Raw genomic sequence first — 21,408 nt, 5'->3', positions numbered from 1 at the left:
TCAGTGCGCCGCTTCGGGGGCGGTCGGGGCCGGATCGGCCAGTCTCCAGCTCGCCGCGATGGTCAGGCTGGCCTCGGCGCTGCCGCCGACGATGCCCAGCTTGAGGTCGGAGCCGAGCTGCACGCCGAACTCGACGGAGATCTCGTGCGGCCGGTTCGGCACCGCGGCGAGGGTGTCGTGGACCTCCTGGAGCAGCGGTCCGAGCGGGCTGAGCGCGATCCGCAGCGCCTCCCTGGAGAGCTCGGCGACCTGGTGCGCGGCCCGGGCGGGGATGCCCACGGGGGCGGCCCCGCCGTATCCGGGCGGGAGTTCGCCCTCCTCGTCGAGCAGCGCGGACTGCGGCGCCGCGGCGGCGGCCGGGACGGGGTACGTGCGTACCCGGACGGAGACGCCGGGGTCGAGCGCGAATTCCACGTAGTCGGCCACGGGGCCGATTGTGCTAGGCCGCCGGTCGGGCCACAACCGCTTTGCAGAAAAGGAGTTGACGATGCGACAGGGCCGGGGGAGCGTGTCCGCTCCCCCGGCCCCGGGGGTGTCTCGGGCGGGTGTCAGCCCTTCTGCATGACCTCCGGCTCGTGGCGCTTCTGGAAGCGCTGGATGGCGAAGGCCAGGCCGACCGCGATGGCGATCATGACCGTCCAGTTGAGGATCATGAAGCCGACCGAGTGGTCCCACAGCGGGTCGATCGGCGCGGTCTCCGGCGGCCTGGCGACCACCACCGGGGAGATGTGCGCCAGGTCCAGGGTGTTGCCGCTGGCGGCGACGCCCCAGCGGGCGGGCATCAGCCAGGCGAACTGCTCCAGGCCCGGCTTGTCGAAGAGCTGGAAGATCGCGCCGGTGAAGACCATCTGCACGATGGCGAACATGACCAGCAGCGGCATGGTCTTCTCGGCGGTCTTGACCAGCGAGGAGATCGCCAGGCCGACCATCATCGAGGTGAAGCTGAGCAGGATCACGCCGATCGCCATCTCGGCGGCGGGCATGTGGGTCAGCAGCAGGCCCTCCTCGGGCAGCTTGCGGACCTTGAAGGCGATCGCCGAGATGATGCCGCCCTGCAGGAAGCTGATCGCGCCCAGCACGATGATCTTCGAGGTGAGGTACGCCGTCCGGGAGAGCCCGGTGGCGCGTTCACGTTCGTAGATCGCCCGTTCCTTGATCAGCTCGCGGACCGAGTTCGCCGAGCCGGACAGGCAGGCGGAGAACGCGACGACCATCAGGATCAGCCGGGCGACGTCGTTGCGGCCGTTGGCGCAGGGCGCCAGGCCGCACTTGTCGGGGATCACCGCGGACACCGCGCCGAGCACCAGTGGCAGCAGCAGCGACAGCGCGATGAAGCCGCGGTCGGAGGCGATCACCGACAGGTAGCGGCGGATCAGCGTCCACAGCTGGGAGCCCCAGCTCTGCGGCTTCGGCGGGCGCAGCTGGGCGACCGCGTTGGGCTGGGCGGCCTGCGAGACCGCGGCGTCCACGTTGGCCGAGTACTGCTGGTAGTGCACCGAGTTGCGGTAGCGGCCGGCCCAGTCGTGGTCCGGGTAGTTCTCGAACGCCTGGAAGACGTCCGCCCAGGTCTCGTAGCCGAAGAAGTGCAGGGCCTCGGCGGGCGGGCCGAAGTACGCCACCGAACCGCCGGGGGCCATCACCAGCAGGCGGTCGCAGAGCGCGAGTTCGGCCACCGAGTGGGTGACCACCAGCACGGTGCGGCCGTCGTCGGCGAGACCGCGCAGGGTCTGCATGACCTCGCGGTCCATGCCCGGGTCGAGGCCGGAGGTCGGCTCGTCCAGGAAGATCAGCGAGGGCTTGGTGAGCAGCTCCAGGGCGACCGAGACGCGCTTCTGCTGGCCGCCGGAGAGCGCGGTGATCCGGTTGTCGGCGCGCTTGTCGAGGCGCAGTTCGTACAGCACCTCGTCGATCCGGCGGTTGCGCTCGGCGGCCTCGGTGTCGCCGGGGAAGCGCAGCTGCGCGGCGTACTTGAGGCCGTTGCGGACGGTGAGTTCCTTGTGCAGGATCTCCGACTGCGGCACCAGGCCGATCCGCGAGCGCAGTTCGGCGAACTGGCGGTACAGGTTGCGGCCGTCGTACAGCACGTCGCCGCGGTCGGCGGGGCGGTAGCCGGTGAGGGCGCGCAGCAGGGTGGACTTGCCGGAGCCGGACGGGCCGATCACCGCGACCAGGGACTTCTCCGGGACGGCGAAGCTGACGTCGTTGAGCAGGACCTTCTTGCCGCCCTTGAAGTCGACCTCGACGGTCAGGTGGTGGGCGGAGAAGGTGACGGCGCCGTTGTCGACGAACTCCTGCAGCTGGTCGCCGACCAGCACGAAGGAGGAGTGGCCGACGGTCAGCCGGTCCTGCGGGCCCATCAGCTGGCGGCGGGTCGGCTGGCCGTTGAGGAAGATCCCGTTGTGGCTGCCGAGGTCGACGATCTCCCAGCGGCTGTCAGGAAGTTGGCGCAGCTCGGCGTGGTGCCGGGAGACCTGCAGGTCGGAGACCACGATGTCGTTGTCGAGGGCGCGGCCGATCCGGATGGTCCGGCCGCCGACCAGGCTGCGGATCATCGTCGGGTTGCCGAGGCCGCCGACCGGGGCGGGCTGCTGGCCGTGCTGCGGATGCTGCGGGTGCGGCGGCTGCGGGTGCGGCGGCTGCGGGTGCGGCGGCTGGGCCGGCTGGAACGGCGGCTGGGCCTGCGGCGGCACCGCGGCGGGCGGGGCCTGGAAGCCCTGCTGCTGCGGGAAGCCGGGCCGCGGGGTGGGGGCGTCCCAGCCCTGCGGGATCGGCTGCTCGACCGGCGGCGGCCGGTGGCCCTGCGGCGGCTGCGCGGCCGGCCCGGGGCCGAACGGCGGCTGCTGGAACGGCGCCTGGCCCTGCTGCGGGCCGGGGCCGGGCGCCCGGCTGGTGGCGGCCTCGTGGATGTCCGCGGGCTGCGCGGCGGCGGGCGCGGTGAACGCCAGCCGCGGCCCGTTCTGGCCGTTGCCCAGGTGGATCACCGTGCCGGGGTGGACGGCGGTCTGCGCGACCCGCGCGCCGGCCACGAAGCTGCCGTTGGTCGAGCCGTGGTCGGCGAGCTGCCAGGCCGTGCCGTCGAAGGTCAGGCTGGCGTGCCGCCAGGAGACCCTGGCGTCGTCGAACGGGAAGTCCGACGCCGGGTCACGGCCGATGGTGTAGGCGCGGCCGGGCTCAAGTACCCGCTGCCGGCCGTCGATTTCAAGTACGAGTTGCGGCAACTCTCCGCCCGCCCCGCTCTCCGGTCCCCCAGGATGTTGCATCTGACGGGGGGAATCATTCCAGTCCCGCAGGTGTACTCGGAAGTCGGGCCGCTCGACTGTGACCCCTCGGCAACAAGGTCACGGCCCCTGTGGCGGGTCGGTCACGGTGTCCGGCGGGCGTCGGACGGGCGTCCGGCGGGCGTCCCACGGGGCGGACGGGTGCGGTCGGCGCGGGGGTCGGCCGGGTAGCGTGGGTGCCACCATGAACGCAACAGATCCGGCCGCTCAGGCCCTTTCCGCCGCGCCGCCCGTGAGCACGGACGCCGAGCGCACGCTGCTGGTCAAGGTGTTCGGCAAGGACCGCCCCGGCATCACCGCGGGCCTGTTCGGCCAGCTCGCCGGCTTCGGCGTCGAGGTGATCGACATCGAGCAGGTGGTCACCCGTGGCCGGATAACGCTGTGCGCCCTGGTCACTCCCCCGCCCGCGGCCGGCGCCGAGGGCGCGCTGCGGGTCACCGTGCACCGCTGGGCGGAGGAGCACAAGCTCCAGGCCGAGGTCATCTCCGGCACCGGCGACAACCGTTCGCGCGGCGAGGGCCGCTCGCACGTCACGGTGCTCGGCCACCCGCTGACGGCGGCCGCGGTGGCGGCGCTGTCCACCCGGGTGTCGGAGACCGGCGGCAACATCGACCGGGTCTTCCGCCTCGCCAAGTATCCGGTGACGGCGGTGGAGTTGACCATCTCCGGCGTGCCCACCGAGGAGCTGCGCGGCGTGCTGGCCGCGGAGGCCGCCGCCCAGCGGGTGGACATCGCGGTGGTCCGCTCCGGCCTGCACCGGCGGGCCAAGCGGCTGATCGTGATGGACGTCGACTCCACGCTGATCCAGGACGAGGTGATCGAGCTGTTCGCCGCCCACGCGGGCTGCGAGGAGCAGGTCGCCGCGGTGACCGAGCAGGCGATGCGCGGCGAGCTGGACTTCGCCGAGTCGCTGCGCGCCCGGGTCGCGCTGCTGGCCGGGCTGGACGCCGACGTCACCGAGAAGGTCCGCGCCGAGGTCCGGCTCACCCCGGGCGCCCGCACTCTGATCCGCACCCTGAAGCGGCTGGGCTACCAGGTGGCGATCGTCTCCGGCGGCTTCACCCAGGTCACCGACCACCTGGTGGAGCGGCTGGGCCTGGACTTCGCGGCGGCCAACACCCTGGAGGTCGAGGACGGGAAGTTCACCGGCCGGGTGACCGGCGAGATCGTCGACCGGGCCGGCAAGGCCCGCTGGCTGGCCCGCTTCGCCGAGCGCGCGGGGGTGCCGCTGGAGCAGACGGTGGCGATCGGCGACGGCGCCAACGACCTGGACATGCTGAACGCGGCCGGCCTGGGCGTGGCATTCAACGCCAAGCCGGTGGTCCGCCAGCAGGCCGACACGGCCGTCAACGTGCCGTTCCTGGACACCGTGCTGTATCTGCTGGGCGTCACCCGCGAGGAGGTCGAGGCGGCCGACGAGCTGGACGGCACGCCCACCGAGGACTGAGCGTGCGGAAGGGGCGGGGTCCGCGACGGACCCCGCCCCTTCCGCTTGCCGGACGCCGGTTCAGTCCTGCGGCATGAAGTACGAGTCCAGCCGGGCCACGCCGGGCTCGACCAGCTTCCACGGGCCGTCCAGGCTGAGCACCGCCACCGCGGCCGGCGGGAAGCCGTTCAGCCGCAGCCGGTTGAGCGCCTCCACGTCGCCCTCGTCGCCGGCCAGCACCTGGGTCAGGCCGAGCACGCCCGGGTTGTGGCCGATCAGCAGCAGGTCGTGGTGGTCGTCCGGGGTCTCCTGGATGACCTCGATCAGCTGGCCGGGCTGGGCCTCGTACACCCGGTCCTCGTAGACCGTCTTCCGGGGCCGCTTGGGCAACTCGTGGGCGACCAGCTTCCAGGTCTCCCGGGTGCGCAGGGCGGTGGAGCACAGCACGTGGTCCGGGTTGACCCGGGAGTCCGCCAGCCAGCGGCCCGCGTCGGACGCCTGGCCGCGCCCGCGGTCGGCGAGCGGGCGGTCGTGGTCGCTGACCTGGTTGGGCCAGTCGGCCCGGGCGTGGCGGAGAACGATGATCCTACGAGGAGTGTCGGCGCTCATACCCCTAGAGCTTCGCAGAAAACCGCCGCCCGGTCGCGTGCTCCGGGAAGCTGCCACCCGCAGGGGTGGCGACTGCCCCGGGCCCGCACGTGCGGGCGGGTCAGCCCATGTTGTTCGCGACCACCGCGAGGATCGAGATCACCACCACGATGCCGGCGATCAGGCCGAGCATCTGCAACAGCTTCTTCTGGCCGTTCTGCGGGTTCGGGTCGAGTACTGGCATGCCGACGAGCCTAGACCACGGCCTCGTCCTCGATGTGCCGGGCCCTGGCCGCCCGCAGGCCGACCAGCATCTGCGGCACCAGCAGCAGCGCCAGCAGGCCCAGCGGCAGGTACCACTGGCCGGTGCTCTGGTAGAGCGCGCCCATCAGGATCGGGCCCGGGATGGAGATCAGGTAGCCCAGGCTCTGCGCGAACGCCGACAGCTGGGTCACCCCGCCGGGGGTGCGGGCCCGCAGGCCGAGCATGGTCAGCGCCAGCGGGAACGCGCACATCGACAGGCCCACCAGGACCGCCCACAGCCACGGCACCGTCCCGGCGGCGAGCATCAGCCCGAGGAAGCCGGCGATCCCGCACAGGCCGAGCACCACCACGTACAGCCGCTGGTCGCCGCGGCGCGCCGCCAGGTTCGGCAGCAGGAAGGACACCGGCACGCTGACCGCCATCACCACGGCCAGCAGCACCCCGGACGCCTCCTCCGAGACGCCGGCGTCGTGGTAGATCTTCGGCAGCCAGCCCATCGCGCTGTACGCGCTGGTGGACTGCAGGCCGAAGAACGCGGCCAGCGCCCACGCGGTGCGGCTGCGCAGGATCGGCAGCTTCGCCTGCACGGCCGCCGCCCCGGCCGACCCGGCGCCCTTCTCCCGCCGCAGGAACACCACCGTCAGCCACAGCACCAGGGCGGCCACCGCCAGCAGGCCCCACACCCCCAGGCCGATCCGCCAGCTGCCGCCCAGCGCGTCGGTCAGCGGCACGGTGGTCGCGGCGGCCAGCGCGGTGCCCACCGACAGCGCCATCGAGTACAGGCCGATCATCGGGGCCACCCGGTCCGGGAAGTACCGCTTGATCACCACCGGCAGCAGCACGTTGGCCAGCGCCACCCCGGCCAGCGCCAGCGCCGTCAGCAGCAGGAACACCACGGCCGAGCCGGTGAACGAGCGGGCCAGCACGCCCGCGGCGATCGCGCCGATGGCGGCCGTCACCACCGTGATCGGGCCCAGCCGGCGGGCCAGGCCCGGCGCGGCGACGCCCAGCACCGCGAAGCACAGCGGCGGCACCGCGGCGAGCAGGCCCGCCATGGTGGCGCTCATGCCCAGGCCCTCGCGGACCGGGTCGAGCAGCGCGCCAAGACTGGTCACCACCGGCCGCAGGTTGACCGCGGCGGCGGCCACCGCGACGGCGAGCAGCACGGCCCCGCCGGCGCGGACCGCGGGAGGCGCGGGTGTCGCGGGGGCCGGGCGGCTCTCGGTTCCGGTGGCGGAGTGCTCTGCTGCGGTAGACATGGGCGCAATCATAGAATCATGGGATGACTTACCGCATCCGGGTATTCTGATGACCTTGACCACAGAAGGAGCCCGACCTTGGCGCTGTCGACCACTCGCCGCACCCCGCTCGCCGACCAGGTGATCGCTCAGCTCCGGGCCCAGATCACCTCCGGCGAGTGGCCGGTGGGATCACGCATCCCCACCGAGGCCGAGCTCGTCGACCAGCTCGGCGTCGCCCGCAACACCGTCCGCGAGGCCGTCCGCGCCCTCGCCCACAACGGGCTGCTCGACATCCGCCAGGGCTCCGGCACCTACGTGCTCGCCACCAGCGAGCTCGCCGGCGTCATGCACCGCCGCTTCGCCGACGCCGACCAGGACCAGGTGGCCGAACTCCGCGCCACCCTGGAGACCTCCGCCGCCGGCTTCGCTGCCCTCCGCCGCACCCCGCGCGACCTCGAACTGCTCGCCGCGGCCCTGGAACGCCGCGACGCCGCCTGGCACGCCGGCGACCCCGAGGACTTCATCCAGGCCGACGCCGCCTTCCACCAGGCCGTCGTGGCGGCCGCCCACAACGACGTCCTCGCCGCCGTCTACGCCGACCTCGGCGAAGTCCTCCGCGCCCACCTCCGCCACGACGTCGGCCCCGCCCTGCTCCCCCACCGCTGGGTCCCGCACACCGCGATCCTCGACGCCATCCGCGCGGGCGACGCCGAGAAGGCCGCCGACGAGGCGGGCCGCGCCATCGGCTTCTGCAAGACGAAGAGCTGACGAGCGGGAACACGCCGGAGGCCCGGGACGCGAGCCTCCGCGTCCCGGGCCCCGCGTGCCGTCAGGCGCCGATGGCGTGCAGCCCACCGTCGACGTGGATGATCTCGCCGGTCGTCTTCGGGAACCAGTCGCTCAGCAGCGCGACCACGCCGCGCCCCGCCGGCTCCGGGTCCGACAGGTCCCACTTGAGCGGGGAGCGGGTCTCCCAGGTGGCGGCGAGGTCCGAGAAGCCGGGGATCGACTTAGCGGCCATCGACCCGATCGGCCCCGCGGAGATCAGGTTGCACCGGATGTCGCGCTCGCCGAGGTAGCGGGCGAGGTACCGGTTGGTCGACTCCAGGGCGGCCTTGGCCGGGCCCATCCAGTCGTACTGCGGCCAGGCGAACTGTGCGTCGAAGGTCAGGCCGACCACCGAGCCGCCGTCCTGCATCAGCGGGAGCAGCGCCGTGGTGAGCGACTTCAGCGAGTACGCGGAGACCTGCATCGCGGTGGCGACGGACTCCCACGGGGTGTCGAGGAAGTTGCCGCCGAGCGCGTCCTGCGGCGCGAAGCCGATGGAGTGGACGACGCCGTCCAGGGTCGGGAGGTGCTCGCGGACCTGGTCGGCGATGCCGGCCAGCTGCTCGGCGCTGGAGACGTCGAGTTCCAGGACCTTGACGGGCTTGGGGAGCTTCTTGGCGATGCGCTCGGTGAGGCTGGGCCGCGGGAAGGCGGTGAGGATGATCTCCGCGCCCTGCTCCTGGGCGAGCTTCGCGGTGTGGAAGGCGATGGAGGACTCCATCAGCACACCGGTGATCAGGATGCGCTTGCCTTCGAGAATTCCAGTCATGGTCAGTTCCCCATGCCCAATCCGCCGTCCACGGGAATGACGGCTCCAGTGATGTACGCGGCCTCCTCGGAGGCCAGGAACCGCACGGCCGAGGCGATCTCGGCGGGGGCGGCGTAACGGCCCAGCGGGACGTCGGAGACGATCTCCTTGCGGCGCTCGTCGCTGAGCACCGCGGTCATGTCGGTGTCGACGAAGCCGGGCGCCACCACGTTGACGGTGATGTTGCGCGGGCCGAACTCGCGGGCGAGCGAGCGGGCCAGGCCGACCAGGCCGGCCTTGGAGGCGGCGTAGTTGGCCTGCCCGGCCGAGCCGCTGAGGCCGACGACGGAGGAGATCAGCACGATGCTGCCCTTCCGGGCGCGCAGCAGCTTCGCGGCGGCGCGCTTGATCACCCGGAAGGTGCCGGTGAGGTTGGTGTCCAGCACGGAGGTGAAGTCGTCCTCCGACATCCGCAGCAGCAGGGTGTCCTTGGTGATGCCGGCGTTGGCGACCAGGACCTCGACCGGGCCGTGCGCGGCCTCGATCTCGGTGAAGGCGGCGTCGACCTGCTCGGCGTCGGTGATGTCGGCGCGGACGGCGAGGACGTCGTACTTGGCGAGTTCCGCAGGGACCTCGCCGTTGCGGCTGGTGATGGCGACCTTGTCGCCCGCCTCGGCGAAGCTCTGGGCGATTGCCAGGCCGATGCCCCGGTTACCTCCGGTGACCAGTACCGAGCGGCTCAACGGTCCACCTCTCTCTCGATGTGCACGTGCGAAACCGCACGCGTAGCCACCTGTGACGCTATCGGTAGGGTGCGAGGTCGGGCGAAGCGGCCTCCGACAGGCACATCCGGTGAGAACTGTCGTATCCCGACAATGGGTGTTCGGGGTGCGCCGGGGAACGCCGGGCGGATGGCGGGCGTTGCCCCGGAGGCGTTCCGGAGAGTCCGGGGCGCCGGTGGAAGCGAGCCGATCGGAGCGGACGCGATGAGTGGTGCAGACCCTGGCCGGACGGGCCGCCGGGCGCTGACGGCGGTGGCGGCGCTGGCGGTGGCGGGTGCGGCGGCGTGGGCGCTGCGCGAGCTGCCGGCCCAGTTCGGGCGCCGGCCGGACCCGCAGGACCCGCGGATGCGGATGTCCCCGCAGTACCGGGACGGGGTGTTCCACAACGCGCCGTCCGAGGTGGCGCACACGGCGCCGGGGATGCCGGACGGCGGAACGCTGCGCCGGATGCTGTTCGAGAAGGACGGCCGGCTGCCGGCCGAGGCGATCCCGCTGGCGGTGCCGGAGGTCCCGGCGACCGCGGCCGAGGGAGTGGCGGTGACCTGGTTCGGCCACGCGTCGGCGCTGCTGGAGCTGGACGGCTGCCGGGTGCTGGTGGACCCGATCTGGTCGGACCGCTGCTCGCCCTCGCACCTGGCCGGTCCGAAGCGGCTGCACCCGGTGCCGCTGGAGCTGGCGGCGCTGCCGCAGGTGGACGCGGTGCTGATCTCGCACGACCACTACGACCACCTGGACATGGCGACGGTGCGGCGGCTGATGACCCTGCAGTCGGCGCCGTTCGCGGTGCCGCTGGGCATCGGCGGGCACCTGCGCCGCTGGGGCGTGCCGGAGCACCGGATCATCGAGCTGGACTGGGACGAGACGTGCACGCTCGGCGACCTGACGCTGACGCTGACGGCCGCGCACCACTTCTCCGGCCGGAGCTTCACCCGGAACACCACGCTGTGGGGTTCCTGGGTGGTGGCGGGTCCGGAGCGGAAGGTGTTCTTCACCGGTGACTCCGGCTACTTCGAGGGCTTCGCCCGGATCGGCGAGGAGCACGGTCCGTTCGACGCGGCGCTGATGGCGATCGGCGCGTACGACGCCGCCTGGGCCGACATCCACCTGAACCCGGAGGAGGCGGTGCGGGCGCACCTGGAGCTGCGCGGCGGTCTGCTGCTGCCGATCCACTGGTGCACCTTCAACCTGGCGCCGCACCGCTGGGCGGAGCCGGTGGAGCGGCTGCTGGCGGAGGCGAAGGCGCAGGGGGTGCCGTTGGCGGTGCCGCGCCCGGGGCAGCGGGTGGAGGTGGCCAACCCGCCGGAGCTGGACGGCTGGTGGGAGGCGCTGGCCTAGCGCGGAGCTGACGGGTCGTCAGCGTGGCGCGGCGATTATTTGCTGGCCGTACGCCTGCGGGCCGGGGATGATGCGAGCGGGTGTGCCCTCGGCCCGGGGGCGGCCCGCCGCACCCCGACCCTCGACCCAGGGAGCCCGATGCCCCCCTCCGCGCTGGACCCTCAGTTCCTCTCCTACCCGTTGCGCCCGCTGGCGGACGCCGCGCTGTCGCGGGCCCGCCAGTTGGGCGTCTCGCACGCCGACTTCCGCCTGGAGCGGGTCCGTTCGGCGTCCTGGCGGCTGCGGGACGCCCGGCCGGCCGGGTCCTCGGACACGGTGCAGCTGGGCTTCGCCGTCCGGGTGCTGCTGGACGGCGCGTGGGGGTTCGCCGCGGGGGTGGACCTGACGCCGCAGGCCGCGGTCGCGGTGGCCGAGCAGGCGGTGGCGGTGGCCCGGCTGGCGGGCGGGATCAGCCGGGCGGCGGGCTCCGACGAGCGGGTGGAGCTGGCCCCGGAGCCGGTGTACGCGGACGCCGAGTGGGTGTCCGGGTACGAGCTGAACCCGTTCGAGGTGCCGGACGCCGAGAAGACCGGCCTGCTCGCCGAGTGGTCCTCCCGGCTGCTGGCGGCGGACGGCGTCTCGCACGTGTCGGCGGCGGTGCTGACGGTGCAGGAGAACAAGTTCTACGCGGACACCGCGGGCACCGTGACGACGCAGCAGCGGGTGCGCCTGCACCCGTGGCTGGAGGCCACCAGTGTGGACGAGCGGACGGGCGCGTTCGACTCGATGCGCACCATCGCGCCGCCGGCCGGCCGCGGCTGGGAGTACCTGCGCGGCACGGGCTGGGACTGGGACGCCGAGCTGGCCGAGCTGCCCGAGCTGCTGGCGCAGAAGATGCGCGCGCCGAGCGTCGCCGCGGGCCGCTACGACCTGGTGATCGACCCGTCCAACCTGTGGCTGACCATCCACGAGTCGATCGGCCACGCCACCGAGCTGGACCGGGCGCTCGGCTACGAGGCCGCCTACGCGGGCACCTCGTTCGCCACCTTCGACCAGCTGGGCAGCCTGAAGTACGGCTCCGAGCTGATGCACGTCACGGGCGACCGGACGGCCGAGCACGGCCTGGCCACCATCGGGTACGACGACGAGGGCGTGGCCACCCAGTCCTGGGACCTGATCCGCGACGGCGTCCTGGTCGGGTACCAACTCGACCGCCCGATGGCCCGGTTGAAGGGCTTCGACCGCTCCAACGGCTGCGCCTACGCGGACTCCCCGGCGCACGTCCCGGTGCAGCGGATGGCCAACGTCTCGCTGCAGCCGGCCGCCGGCGGGCCGGACACCTCCGGCCTGGTCTCCCAGGTGGAGAACGGGCTGTACATCGTCGGCGACCGCTCCTGGTCGATCGACATGCAGCGGTACAACTTCCAGTTCACCGGGCAGCGCGCCTACGCCATCCGGGGCGGCGAACTCGCCGGCCAGGTCAAGGACTTCGCCTACCAGGCCACCACCACCGACTTCTGGGGCTCGATGAGCGCCGTCGGCGGCCCGCAGACGTACGTGCTCGGCGGGGCCTTCAACTGCGGCAAGGCCCAGCCGGGCCAGGTCGCCGCGGTCAGCCACGGCTGCCCGTCCGCGCTGTTCCGTCAGGTCAACGTGCTCAACACCCAGCAGGAGGCGGGTCACTGATGTCCCTCACGCACCCCCACGAGCTGGTGGAACGCGCCCTCGAACTGTCCCGCGCCGACGGCTGCGTGGTGATCGCCGACGAGGAGTCCACCGCCAACCTGCGCTGGGCCGGCAACGGCCTGACCACCAACGGCGTGACCCGCGGCCGCCGGCTCACCGTGATCGCCACGGTGGACGGCGCCACCGGCACCGCCTCCGGCGTGGTCGCCCAGGAGGCCGTCACGCTCGACGAGGTGGAGCAGCTGGTGCGGGCCGCCGAGGCCGCCGCCCGGGCCGCCGAACCGGCCGAGGACGCGCAGCCGCTGATCGCCGGCCGGGCCGCCGACCCGCGCTTCACCGAGGCCCCCGAGACCACCGACATCTCGGTGTTCTCGGCCCTCGCGCCCGCCCTCGGCGAGGCCTTCGCCCGGGCCCGGGCGAACGGCGAGCTGCTGTACGGCTTCGCCCGGCACGAGCGCACCTCCTCCTACCTGGGCAGCTCCACCGGCCTGCGGCTGCGGCACGACCAGCCCACCGGCACCGTCGAGCTGAACGCCAAGACCGCCGACCTGTCCGGCTCCGCCTGGGCCGGCGCGGCCACCCGGGACTTCGCGGACGTCGACGTGACGGCCCTGCACACCGACCTGACCCGCCGGCTCGGCTGGGGCCGCAAGCGGCTCGACCTGCCGGCCGGGCGGTACGAGACGATCCTGCCGCCGTCCGCCGTCGCCGACCTGATGGTGTACCTGTCCTGGTCCGCCGGCGCGCGGGACGCGGTCGAGGGCCGGTCGGTGTTCTCCAGGGCGGGCGGCGGCACCCGGATCGGCGAACAGCTCAGCCCGCTGCCGCTGACCCTGCGGTCGGACCCGGCCGAGCCGGGCCTGGAGGCCGCGCCGTTCGTGCTCTCGCACTCCTCCGGGGAGAACGACTCGGTGTTCGACAACGGCGCGCCGCTGTCCGCCACCGACTGGCTGCGCGAGGGGCGGCTCGCCAACCTGCTGACCACCCGGCACTCCGCGGGCCTGGCGGAGCTGCCGCTCACCCCGCCGATCGACAACCTGGTGCTGGAGACCTCCGCCCCGGGCGCGCCGACCCTGGAGGAGATGGTCGCCCGCACCGAGCGCGGCCTGCTGCTCACCTGCCTCTGGTACATCCGCGAGGTCGACCCGGCCACCCTGCTGCTCACCGGCCTCACCCGGGACGGCGTCTACCTGGTGGAGAACGGCGAAGTGGTCGGCGCCGTCAACAACTTCCGCTTCAACGAGTCGCCGGTCGACCTGCTCGGCCGGATCACCGAAGTGGGCCGCACCGAACGCTGCCTGCCCCGCGAGTGGGGCGACTGGTTCACCCGGGCGGCGATGCCGCCGGTCCGGGTGGCCGACTTCAACATGAGCTCGGTCAGTCAGGCTTCCTGACCGGCCGTCACCACCCCTGGGGGCCCTGATGGACGAGAAACGCACCGTCAAGACGTCGAAGATGCTCTCCCGCGTCCTGCGACACGACCCGGGCTCCGTCGGGGTCACCCTGGACGCGGCGGGCTGGGTGGCGATCGACACCCTGCTCGCCGCGCTCGGCCGGCACGGCCGCCCGCTGACCCGGGCCGAGCTGGACCACGTGGTGGCCACCAACAACAAGCGCCGCTTCGCCTACTCCGAGGACGGCCGCTCGATCCGGGCCAGCCAGGGCCACACCGTCGAGGTGGACCTCGGCCTGCCCGCCGCCGTCCCGCCCGAGGTGCTGTTCCACGGCACCGCGGACCGCAACCTGCGGTACATCCTGGCCGAGGGCCTGCGCCCGATGGCCAGGCAGGACGTGCACCTGTCGGCCGACACCGAGACGGCCGTCAAGGTCGGCTCCCGACACGGCCGGCCGGTGGTGCTGGAGGTCGACGCGGCCGCGATGGCCGCCGCGGGCCACGAGTTCCGGGTGTCCGCGAACGGCGTCTGGCTGACCGACGCGGTGCCGGTCCAGTACCTGCGCCGGACGGACTGACCGCCGCGCCGACCCCGGGTGGGTCGGCCCGGCGTCAGCGGGGTTACCGTGGTCGTCGGTGGGTGCCGGAAGCGACCCGAGGATGGAGTGGGACATGCCCAAGAGCGCGGACGACGACCAGGTCTTCCGGATCACCGGGGCCCGCAGCAGCCTCACCGAGGACGTCCGGGGCCGGCAGCGCCGCTACGTGATCTCGATGCTGATCCGCACCGCCTGCGTGCTGCTCGCCGTGATCCTCTGGGACATCGAGCGCTGGCTGGCCTTCGCCGCGCTGGCCGCCGGTGTGCTGCTGCCGTACTTCGCGGTGCTGATCGCCAACGCGGGGCGGGAGCGCGCCCCCGGCCTGCCCTCGACCTTCGCCTTCGCACCCGACACCCCGTTGATGCTGGGGCCGGGCGGCACCGGCGGCGGCGGGGCCGCGGAGAAGCGTCCGCAGGATTGAGGATCCCTCAAACCGACTGTCCGATATGGGCGTTCTTGGGGCGATATGACCAGCTGAAAGCTCAGACGATCCTCAAATTAATCATCGGACAGACGCACCCACGCCCCCGAGACCGTGCCATACTTCCTTAGCGCTCCGCATCCCCCGTCGGAGCGACAGACCGACGCCGGGCAGCTCCCCCCGTGGCTGCCCGGCGTCGTCATGCCCGGGCATAGGATCGTTCCCATGGACACCCCCGCGCACCCGCTCTTCGGCGCCCCCGCCGGCGGCCAGGACACCCCGGACGGCCCCCCGAAGTGCTCCGCCAAGGGCTGCCGCCAACCCGCCACCTGGTCCCTGCTGTGGAACAACCCCAAGCTTCACACCCCCGACCGCCGCAAGACCTGGCTCGCCTGCGACACCCACCGCGACTCGCTCAGCCAGTTCCTCGCCGTCCGCGGCTTCCTCAAGGAGACCGAGCCGTTCGCCGGATGAGCCGGCCCTGCCCCCGGTAGCGTCGCGGTCGAGCACCAAGAACCCCGACCCGGCCGGCGTCGGCAAGTCCACGCTGCTCGCGCAGTGGCGGCAGACCGCCCGCCGGGCCGGCGCCCGCACCGCCCTGATCGACGAGGCCGACGTCCAGGACATGGACACCGCACTGGCCGCACTCGCCGAACAGACCGGCCCGTTCCGGGAGTTCGACAAGGCCCTGGAGCAGTACCGGCGGGCCCGGACCGCGCCCCAGGACGACGCCGACCTGCCTTCGCTGCCCGCCCGGATGGTCGCCCAGGCCGCGCTCGGCGCCGCCAACACCCTCGCCCCCCGGCGCGGACGCGTTCACCACCCCCGAGACCCTCGCCCGGAGCACCGACCGGCCGTTCAGCGCGATGCGCCGCCGCCGGCCCGCCGGCGACACCGAACTCGCCCTCCTCGGCCGGGCGGTCGTCACCGAACTCGGGCGCCTCTGCGAACCCGGCCCGGCCCCCTGGGTGGCCCTGTTCCTGGACGGCTGGCCGCGTGAGTTGATCGACGGCGCGTACAGCGACCTCCCGCTGGAGGTGGTCATCGTGCTGGCCGGACGCGACGAGCTCGCCGAACGCGACCGGGCCCGGCTGCGCCCCCCGTGGTGGACGTCGCCCTGGACGCCTTCACCGAACAGGAGGCCCTCGAACTGCTGCCCTGACCCGCTCGACCCGGCCGTCGTCCCGAAGATCGGGAACCCGCGTCCGGACTGCGACGCCCCTCCCCCGTCTTGCGGCATGACCATGTCCAAACGTGCTGGTGGCGGGCCCGACCGTACTCGCCCGATCCATTGACACCGCATCGGCCCGCTGCTGGAATGGCGGCGCCCGAGAAGAGAGCACGCGTTCCGCAAGAAATGGGAGCGCTCCCATACTCTCGTCGGCGCCCACCTTCCTCGGACCGGCCCCCGCCACCGGGCGTCCCCGCACGCCCACCCGGCGGGACGCGGCGGCCGGGCCCCACCATGCCAACGGGAGATCAGCCATGCACGCCTCGTCCGCCCGCAGCGGTGCCACCGCCCCCGCCGACGTGCGGACGGGGGCCGGCCGGTGAGCGAGATCGCCGAGAGCGTGGCCCGGATCTGGACCGACTCGGTGGGCGCCCCGCCGCCCACCCCCGACACCGACTTCTTCGACGCCGGCGGCACCTCGCTCGCCCTGGTGCACTTCCTGGCCGGCATCCACGACGCCTTCGGCGTGGAACTGCCGCTGGACCGGCTGTTCACCGACGGCTTCACCGTCACCGGCGCCGCCGCGACCGTCGAACGGCTCCTGCTGGAACACGCCGACGAAGCCGAACTCGACGCGCTCACAGCCGAACTGGACCAGCTCAGCGACGAAGAGATCCGCGCGCTGCTGGCCGAGGGGTCGTAGCCCGGCGATGGCCCTGTTCCTGCTGGTCACCCACGGCAGCGACGGCGACGTGCTCCCGTTCGTCGGCCTCGGCGCCGCCCTCGTCCGGGCCGGCCACCGGGCCGTGCTGCTCACCCACGCCCCGTACCGCGCCGCCGCGACGGCGGCCGGGCTGGGCTTCGAACCCATCGACGACGAAGCCGAGTTCGAGCGCGTCCTGGCCGACACCCCGCACCTGCTGCACGCCGCCCCGCACCGGGCCGGCTGGGCCCGCTTCTACCGCGACAACGGCCTGTTCGAGCAGATCGCCGCCGAGTGCCGGACCCTGATCCGCCTGCACTCCCCCGGCGAGACCGTCCTGGTCGGCCGGCACACCTCGGCCGTCTCCGTCCGGTTCGCCGCCGAACTCCTCGACGCCCCCGCCGCCTGGGTCGCCCTCTCCCCCACCCAACTGCTGGCCGTCCCCGTCGCCGCCTACCTCTACGGCACCGAGCTCGCCACCGGCCTGCACGCCGTCCGCACCGACCTGGGCCTCCCCCCGATCCCGAACTGGCGCACCTGGTTCACCACCGCCGACGCCGAACTCGCCCTCTGGCCCGCCTGGTTCGACGCCGCCGCCACTCCTGCCCCACCCCGCACCACCCTCACCGGCTTCCCCCTCGCCGACAGCAGCGCCCCCGCCCTGGGCGCCACGCCGCCCCCTGCCGCTCCCGGCGGGACCGGCGACGGCGACATGGGCACGCAGCCCACCGACGCACCGCAGCGCGCCGAGGCATCACCCGCAGCCCCCGCTCCCGCCGCCGTCGGTGACCTCGCGTCAGGCGACCGTCGTTCCGCCGCTGCCGAGGGCGTGTTCGGCGGGGCGTTCGGGGCGGATGTGCGGCCGGTGCTGGCGACCGGGGGGACGGGGCGGATGTTGGCCGCTGACTACTACCCCGCGTTGCTGGCGGCCGTCGAGCGGGCCGGGCTGCCCACCGTGCTGGTCGTCCGGCACCGGGACCTGCTGCCCGCCGTGTTGCCCGCCAACGTCCGCTGGTCGCCGGGGCTGGACTTCGCGCGGGCCGTGCCGCGGGCCGCCGCGGTGGTGCACCACGGCGGAATCGGCACGCTGGCGCGGGTGTTGGCCGCCGGCACGCCACAGGTGCTGATGGCGGACGGCGTGGACCGCCCCGACAACGCGGCCCGTCTGACCGCTCTCGGCCTGGCCCGCACCGTACCGGCGGACCGCTGGTACGGCCCGGAGCTCGCGGCGGCGATCACCGCGGCCGCGAACGACCACGGGTACCGCGCCCGGGCCGCCGCCGTCGCCGGCGATCCGGTCTCCGGCCTCGACCTCGCGGCCACCCGCCTCGCCGCCCTGCTGACCCGCCCCACCACCTCGATCGCCACCCCCGCCCCGATCCATGACCGCCTGCGCAACCTGCCCCCCACCGCCCGCGCCGACCTCCGCGAACGCCTCCGACACCGCCTGGCCCCCACCCCGCCCGAGAGCACCCCGCCCGGGCCGGGCCGCACCGGTCGCGGAGCGACCCCCGCCCGCCCCGACCGCGCACCCGAGGAGGCCCGGTGAGGATCCTGCTGGCCCAGAATCTGATCCATCTGCCGTCGCACGGCGGAGCCAACCGCTCCAACCGGCTGCTGATGGAGCGGCTGGCCGCGCGCGGCCACGACTGCACGGTGGTCGGCCCGCTGAGCGGGGCGCTGGCCACGGTGGACGGTGGCGCGGAGCAGGCGGTGGCGGCGTTGACCGGGCGCGGGGCGACAGTGGTCGAGGACGGCCCGGAGGCGGTGGTCTACACGTACCGGGGTGTGACGGTGCACGCGGTCCGCGGGGCGTCACGGCTGCCGGGACGGATCCGCAGCGTGGCGGCCGAACTGCGCCCGGACCGGACGCTGGTCCCGGGCGACGATCCGGGGCACGTGGTGCTGAGTGCGGCGCTGGCGGCTACCCCGGACCGGGTGGTGTACCTGGTGCACACGATCCAGCAACTGCCGTTCGGGCCGGGTGCGTTCCATCCGAGTGCGGCCGGTACCCGGATGGTGCGGCGGGCGGCGGGGCTGGTCGCGGTGAGCGAGGCCGCGCGCGCGTACGTGGCGGAGCACGCGGGGTTGCGGGCGCGGGTGGTGCGGCCGCAGGTGTACGGGGACGGGCCGTTCGCGGTGGCGGGACGGTTCGGGCGGGGTGCGGTGACGATGGTCAACCCGTGTGCGTACAAGGGGATTTCGATCTTCCTCGGATTGGCGGACGCGCTGCCGGAGGGGTCGTTCCTGGCGGTGGTGACCTGGGGTGCGGACCGCGCCGAGCGGGCCGAGCTGGCGCGCCGGGCGAACGTCGAGGTGGTGCCGCCGGTGGACGACATCGACGAGGTGCTGGCCCGCACGGGAGTGCTGCTGATGCCCTCGCTGTGGGACGAGACCTTCGGGTACACCTGCGTGGAGGCGATGCTGCGGGGCGTGCCGGTGCTGGCGTCGGCGGTCGGCGGCCTGGTCGAGGCGAAGCTCGGGGTGCCCGGTTCGCTTCCGGTGCGGCCGGTCACCGCGTACCGGCGGGAGCCGGGGGCGGCCCGTCCCGCCCCGGTGGTGGCCGCCCAGGAGCTCGGCCCGTGGCAGGAGGCGCTGACCGCGCTGCTGACCGACCGCGCGCACTACGAGCGGCAGGCCGCGGACTCCCGGGCCGCCGCGCTGGCGTTCGTCGCCGGCCTCGACCCGGACGAGTTCGAGCGCTACCTGGCCGAGCCGCTGCCCGCCCCCGCTCCCGCCCTCGATCCCGGTCCTGAGCCGCGGCCCCACCCCATGACCGGGACCGAGACCGGGGCCGGGGCCGGGACCGAGACCGGGACCGCCCGGAACCCGCTGTCCCCGGACCGGGCCGCCGCGCTGCGGCTGCTCGCCGCCCGCCGGGCCGCGGCTCGCGGCCGCGCCGCCGTCCCCGCCACCCACGCCGCCGAGGAGCGTCCGCCGTGCTGAACTCCCCGTCCCGTCCCGCGCCCGCCGTCGACCGGGTGCCGGACGGCCCGACCGACGAGGACCTGGCGGCGCTGCTGCTGATCCGGCACGTCGAGCTGGCGCTGCTGCGCCTGTTCGGCGAGGGCCTGGTCAGCGGCACCACGCACACCTGCCTGGGGCAGGAGTACGTGCCGGTGGCGCTGGCGCCGCTGCTGCGGGCCGAGGACATGGTGTTCAGCAACCACCGCGGGCACGGCCACTACCTCGCGCTGACGGGCGACGCGGCGGGACTGCTGGCCGAGGTGATGGGCCGTCAGGGCGCGGTCTGCGGCGGCACCGGCGGTAGCCAGCACGTCTTCGCGGGGAACTTCCTGTCGACGGGGGTGCAGGGCGAGAGCCTGCCGGTGGCGGTCGGCGCGGCGCTCCGGCGGGCCCGGGACGGTGCGGGGGCGCTGGCGCTGGCCTTCATCGGCGACGGCACCTGGGGCGAGGGCGCGGTGTACGAGGCGCTGAACCTGGCCGCGCTGTGGCGGCTGCCGCTGGTCGTGGTGGTGGAGCACAACGGCATCGCGCAGTCCACCCCGACGGACCGTCAGCTCGCGGGCACGGTGCGGGACCGGGCGGCGGCGTTCGGCGTGGCCCACCACTTCTCGGCGAGCACCGACGTGCCGGAGCTGAGGTCGGAGCTGGCGCCGCTGCTGGCGCGGGTCCGGGCGGGCGGCGGCCCGCTGGTGGTGGAGCTGGACGTGCCGCGGCTGGGGCCGCACAGCAAGGGCGACGACACCCGGTCCGCCGCGGAGCTGACGGCCCTTCGGGAGCGGGACTGGTACCGCCGCCGGGCGGGCGCGTCGGAGCAGCGGTTCGCGGCCCGGGACGCCGAACAGGCGGCGCTGGTCGAGGCGCTGGTCGCCGAGGTGACCGGGCGCGGCCCGTCGGACGGCCGGGCCGCGGTCGCCGGCCCGCCGCCGCGCCGACCGGTGCCGGAACCGCCCGCGGAGGCGGCTGCGGAACCGCCGGCGCCCGAGCGGGTGGCGGAGAACCTGAACCGGGCGCTGCACGCGCTGCTGGCCGCCGACGAGTCGGTGCACCTGCTGGGCGAGGACGTGTCGGACCCGTACGGCGGCGCGTTCAAGGTGACCCGCGGGCTGTCGACCCGGTTCGGCGACCGGGTGCGGTCCACGCCGCTCAGCGAGGGCGCGATCACCGGTGTGGGCGCGGGCCTGGCGCTGTCGGGGGACCGCGCGGTGGTCGAGATGATGTTCGGCGACTTCGTCACGCTGGCCTTCGACCAGCTGGTCAACTTCGCCGCCAAGTCGGTGGCGATGTACGGCCGCCGGGTGCCGGTGCCGCTGCTGGTGCGCTGCCCGGTGGGCGGGCGGCGCGGCTACGGGGCGACCCACAGCCAGAGCCCGCAGAAGCACCTGATGGGGGTCCCGGACCTCGACCTGTACGAGCTGAGCCCGTTCCACGACGCGGTGCCGCTGCTCCGGCACGCGCTGTCCACCGGCACCCCGTCGGTGCTGTTCGAGGACAAGGTGCTGTACACCGAGCGCCGGTTCAACGGCGGCGTGGTGGACGAGGTGCTGCGGTTCCGGCTGGACGGCTCGGCGACCGGTCCGGCGGTGGTCGGCCCGCCGGGCGTGGAGCGGCCGGACGCGGTGGTGATCGCCCCGGGCGGGCTGTCCGGGCGGGCGGTGGCGGCCCTGCGGACGCTGCTGCTGGAGGACGAGCTGTGCGTGCGCCTGCTGGTCCCGGCCCGGCTGTTCCCGCTGGACGCGGACCGGCTGGCGGAGTTGTGCGGGGACGCCCCGGCGGTGGTCGTGGTGGAGGACGGCACGCCCGGCGCGGGCTGGGGCACGGAGGTCGCGCAGGCGCTGCACACCCGGCTGTGGTCGGTGCTGCGGGCGCCGGTGCGGGTGCTGACGGCGGCGGACCGGCCGGTTCCGGCGGCGCCGCACCTGGAGGACGAGGTCTTCGTCCGGGACGAGGACATCCGGCGGGCGGTCCGCGCGCTGGTGGAGCACGGGGAGGAGCGGTGACG

20 protein-coding genes are annotated in these 21,408 nt (G+C 74.0%); 13 read left to right on the top strand and 7 right to left on the bottom strand.

Annotated features, from left to right (window positions below; genetic code table 11):
- Together BX266_RS26020 and BX266_RS26015 are read right to left on the bottom strand one after the other, a co-directional pair.
- A complete protein-coding gene (locus tag BX266_RS26020) occupies positions 1-426 on the bottom strand; it encodes a CU044_2847 family protein (protein WP_099903641.1) in 426 nt (141 codons plus the stop codon).
- 122 nt (positions 427-548) lie between these two features.
- Positions 549-3,260, bottom strand: coding sequence for an FHA domain-containing protein (locus BX266_RS26015; RefSeq protein ID WP_259464853.1), 2,712 nt, complete (start codon positions 3,258-3,260; stop codon positions 549-551).
- Positions 3,261-3,462: 202 nt separating this feature from the next.
- On the opposite strand from BX266_RS26015, the gene serB reads away from it, so the two are divergent.
- Positions 3,463-4,725, top strand: a complete 1,263-nt coding sequence (serB, locus tag BX266_RS26010) for a phosphoserine phosphatase SerB (protein ID WP_259464852.1) — start codon at positions 3,463-3,465, stop codon at positions 4,723-4,725.
- 60 nt (positions 4,726-4,785) lie between these two features.
- Here the strand turns inward: serB and BX266_RS26005 are convergent, their stop codons facing one another.
- The 3 genes from BX266_RS26005 to BX266_RS26000 all read right to left on the bottom strand — a co-directional run bounded on the left by BX266_RS26005 (position 4,786) and on the right by BX266_RS26000 (position 6,815).
- A complete protein-coding gene (locus BX266_RS26005) occupies positions 4,786-5,313 on the bottom strand; it encodes a histidine phosphatase family protein (protein ID WP_099903635.1) in 528 nt (175 codons plus the stop codon).
- A gap of 100 nt (positions 5,314-5,413) precedes the next feature.
- On the bottom strand, positions 5,414-5,536 hold the full coding sequence (locus BX266_RS40140; RefSeq protein WP_259464851.1) for an SGM_5486 family transporter-associated protein: 123 nt from the start codon (positions 5,534-5,536) through the stop codon (positions 5,414-5,416).
- 10 nt (positions 5,537-5,546) lie between these two features.
- Positions 5,547-6,815 carry an MFS transporter gene (locus BX266_RS26000; RefSeq protein WP_099903633.1) on the bottom strand — a complete coding sequence of 423 codons (1,269 nt, stop codon included), beginning with the start codon at positions 6,813-6,815 and terminating at the stop codon, positions 5,547-5,549.
- Between the two features lie 78 nt (positions 6,816-6,893).
- Here BX266_RS26000 and BX266_RS25995 point away from each other — a divergent pair, with 78 nt between their 5' ends.
- Positions 6,894-7,565, top strand: coding sequence for a FadR/GntR family transcriptional regulator (locus tag BX266_RS25995; RefSeq protein WP_099903631.1), 672 nt, complete (start codon positions 6,894-6,896; stop codon positions 7,563-7,565).
- Positions 7,566-7,626: 61 nt separating this feature from the next.
- Here the strand turns inward: BX266_RS25995 and fabI are convergent, their stop codons facing one another.
- On the bottom strand, positions 7,627-8,394 hold the full coding sequence (fabI, locus tag BX266_RS25990) for an enoyl-ACP reductase FabI (protein ID WP_099903629.1): 768 nt from the start codon (positions 8,392-8,394) through the stop codon (positions 7,627-7,629).
- Between the two features lie 2 nt (positions 8,395-8,396).
- Positions 8,397-9,116: a 3-oxoacyl-[acyl-carrier-protein] reductase gene (fabG, locus tag BX266_RS25985; protein WP_099903627.1), complete on the bottom strand. Its 720-nt coding sequence runs from the start codon at positions 9,114-9,116 to the stop codon at positions 8,397-8,399.
- Positions 9,117-9,359: 243 nt separating this feature from the next.
- Here fabG and BX266_RS40925 point away from each other — a divergent pair, with 243 nt between their 5' ends.
- The 11 genes from BX266_RS40925 to BX266_RS40130 all read left to right on the top strand — a co-directional run bounded on the left by BX266_RS40925 (position 9,360) and on the right by BX266_RS40130 (position 21,406).
- A complete protein-coding gene (locus tag BX266_RS40925; protein WP_099903625.1) occupies positions 9,360-10,490 on the top strand; it encodes an MBL fold metallo-hydrolase in 1,131 nt (376 codons plus the stop codon).
- A gap of 138 nt (positions 10,491-10,628) precedes the next feature.
- Positions 10,629-12,155 (top strand): TldD/PmbA family protein, encoded by a 1,527-nt coding sequence (locus BX266_RS25975; protein ID WP_099903623.1) that lies wholly within the window; start codon positions 10,629-10,631, stop codon positions 12,153-12,155.
- Positions 12,155-13,549: a metallopeptidase TldD-related protein gene (locus BX266_RS25970; RefSeq protein WP_180290613.1), complete on the top strand. Its 1,395-nt coding sequence runs from the start codon at positions 12,155-12,157 to the stop codon at positions 13,547-13,549. Before BX266_RS25975 ends, BX266_RS25970 begins: the two co-directional genes overlap by 1 nt.
- Before the next feature lie 28 nt (positions 13,550-13,577).
- Positions 13,578-14,126 (top strand): RNA 2'-phosphotransferase, encoded by a 549-nt coding sequence (locus BX266_RS25965; protein WP_099903621.1) that lies wholly within the window; start codon positions 13,578-13,580, stop codon positions 14,124-14,126.
- A gap of 94 nt (positions 14,127-14,220) precedes the next feature.
- On the top strand, positions 14,221-14,568 hold the full coding sequence (locus BX266_RS25960) for a DUF3099 domain-containing protein (RefSeq protein WP_180290612.1): 348 nt from the start codon (positions 14,221-14,223) through the stop codon (positions 14,566-14,568).
- 225 nt (positions 14,569-14,793) lie between these two features.
- Complete coding sequence (locus tag BX266_RS25955) at positions 14,794-15,042, top strand: hypothetical protein (protein ID WP_099903617.1); 249 nt, start codon at positions 14,794-14,796, stop codon at positions 15,040-15,042.
- Positions 15,043-15,434: 392 nt separating this feature from the next.
- Positions 15,435-15,863, top strand: coding sequence for a hypothetical protein (locus tag BX266_RS25945; RefSeq protein WP_099903613.1), 429 nt, complete (start codon positions 15,435-15,437; stop codon positions 15,861-15,863).
- A 255-nt stretch (positions 15,864-16,118) separates the two neighbouring features.
- A complete protein-coding gene (locus BX266_RS38845; protein ID WP_180290611.1) occupies positions 16,119-16,442 on the top strand; it encodes an acyl carrier protein in 324 nt (107 codons plus the stop codon).
- 7 nt (positions 16,443-16,449) lie between these two features.
- The gene (locus BX266_RS25935; protein ID WP_099903608.1) at positions 16,450-17,991 is read left to right on the top strand and encodes a nucleotide disphospho-sugar-binding domain-containing protein; all 1,542 of its coding nucleotides are present in this window, start codon (positions 16,450-16,452) and stop codon (positions 17,989-17,991) included.
- Positions 17,988-19,388, top strand: a complete 1,401-nt coding sequence (locus BX266_RS25930) for a glycosyltransferase family 4 protein (RefSeq protein WP_099903606.1) — start codon at positions 17,988-17,990, stop codon at positions 19,386-19,388. Before BX266_RS25935 ends, BX266_RS25930 begins: the two co-directional genes overlap by 4 nt.
- A complete protein-coding gene (locus BX266_RS40130) occupies positions 19,382-21,406 on the top strand; it encodes an alpha-ketoacid dehydrogenase subunit alpha/beta (protein WP_259464849.1) in 2,025 nt (674 codons plus the stop codon). Before BX266_RS25930 ends, BX266_RS40130 begins: the two co-directional genes overlap by 7 nt.
- Positions 21,407-21,408: the final 2 nt, after the last annotated feature.

It is taken from the genome of Streptomyces sp. TLI_171 (assembly GCF_003610255.1).
In the GTDB taxonomy this organism is placed as follows: Bacteria; Actinomycetota; Actinomycetes; order Streptomycetales; family Streptomycetaceae; genus Kitasatospora.
This window is presented reverse-complemented; position numbering and strand designations above follow the sequence as displayed.

Coding starts and splice junctions, on each gene's coding strand:
- BX266_RS40140 (WP_259464851.1), bottom strand. CDS start 5,536: ATGCCAGTACTCGACCCGAACCCGCAGAACGGCCAGAAGAAGCTGTTG.
- BX266_RS25965 (WP_099903621.1), top strand. CDS start 13,578: ATGGACGAGAAACGCACCGTCAAGACGTCGAAGATGCTCTCCCGCGTC.
- BX266_RS25975 (WP_099903623.1), top strand. CDS start 10,629: ATGCCCCCCTCCGCGCTGGACCCTCAGTTCCTCTCCTACCCGTTGCGC.
- BX266_RS25970 (WP_180290613.1), top strand. CDS start 12,155: ATGTCCCTCACGCACCCCCACGAGCTGGTGGAACGCGCCCTCGAACTG.
- BX266_RS40925 (WP_099903625.1), top strand. CDS start 9,360: ATGAGTGGTGCAGACCCTGGCCGGACGGGCCGCCGGGCGCTGACGGCG.
- BX266_RS25945 (WP_099903613.1), top strand. CDS start 15,435: ATGCGCCGCCGCCGGCCCGCCGGCGACACCGAACTCGCCCTCCTCGGC.
- BX266_RS26000 (WP_099903633.1), bottom strand. CDS start 6,815: ATGTCTACCGCAGCAGAGCACTCCGCCACCGGAACCGAGAGCCGCCCG.
- BX266_RS26005 (WP_099903635.1), bottom strand. CDS start 5,313: ATGAGCGCCGACACTCCTCGTAGGATCATCGTTCTCCGCCACGCCCGG.
- serB (WP_259464852.1), top strand. CDS start 3,463: ATGAACGCAACAGATCCGGCCGCTCAGGCCCTTTCCGCCGCGCCGCCC.
- BX266_RS25960 (WP_180290612.1), top strand. CDS start 14,221: ATGCCCAAGAGCGCGGACGACGACCAGGTCTTCCGGATCACCGGGGCC.
- BX266_RS25955 (WP_099903617.1), top strand. CDS start 14,794: ATGGACACCCCCGCGCACCCGCTCTTCGGCGCCCCCGCCGGCGGCCAG.
- BX266_RS26015 (WP_259464853.1), bottom strand. CDS start 3,260: ATGCAACATCCTGGGGGACCGGAGAGCGGGGCGGGCGGAGAGTTGCCG.
- fabI (WP_099903629.1), bottom strand. CDS start 8,394: ATGACTGGAATTCTCGAAGGCAAGCGCATCCTGATCACCGGTGTGCTG.
- BX266_RS25935 (WP_099903608.1), top strand. CDS start 16,450: ATGGCCCTGTTCCTGCTGGTCACCCACGGCAGCGACGGCGACGTGCTC.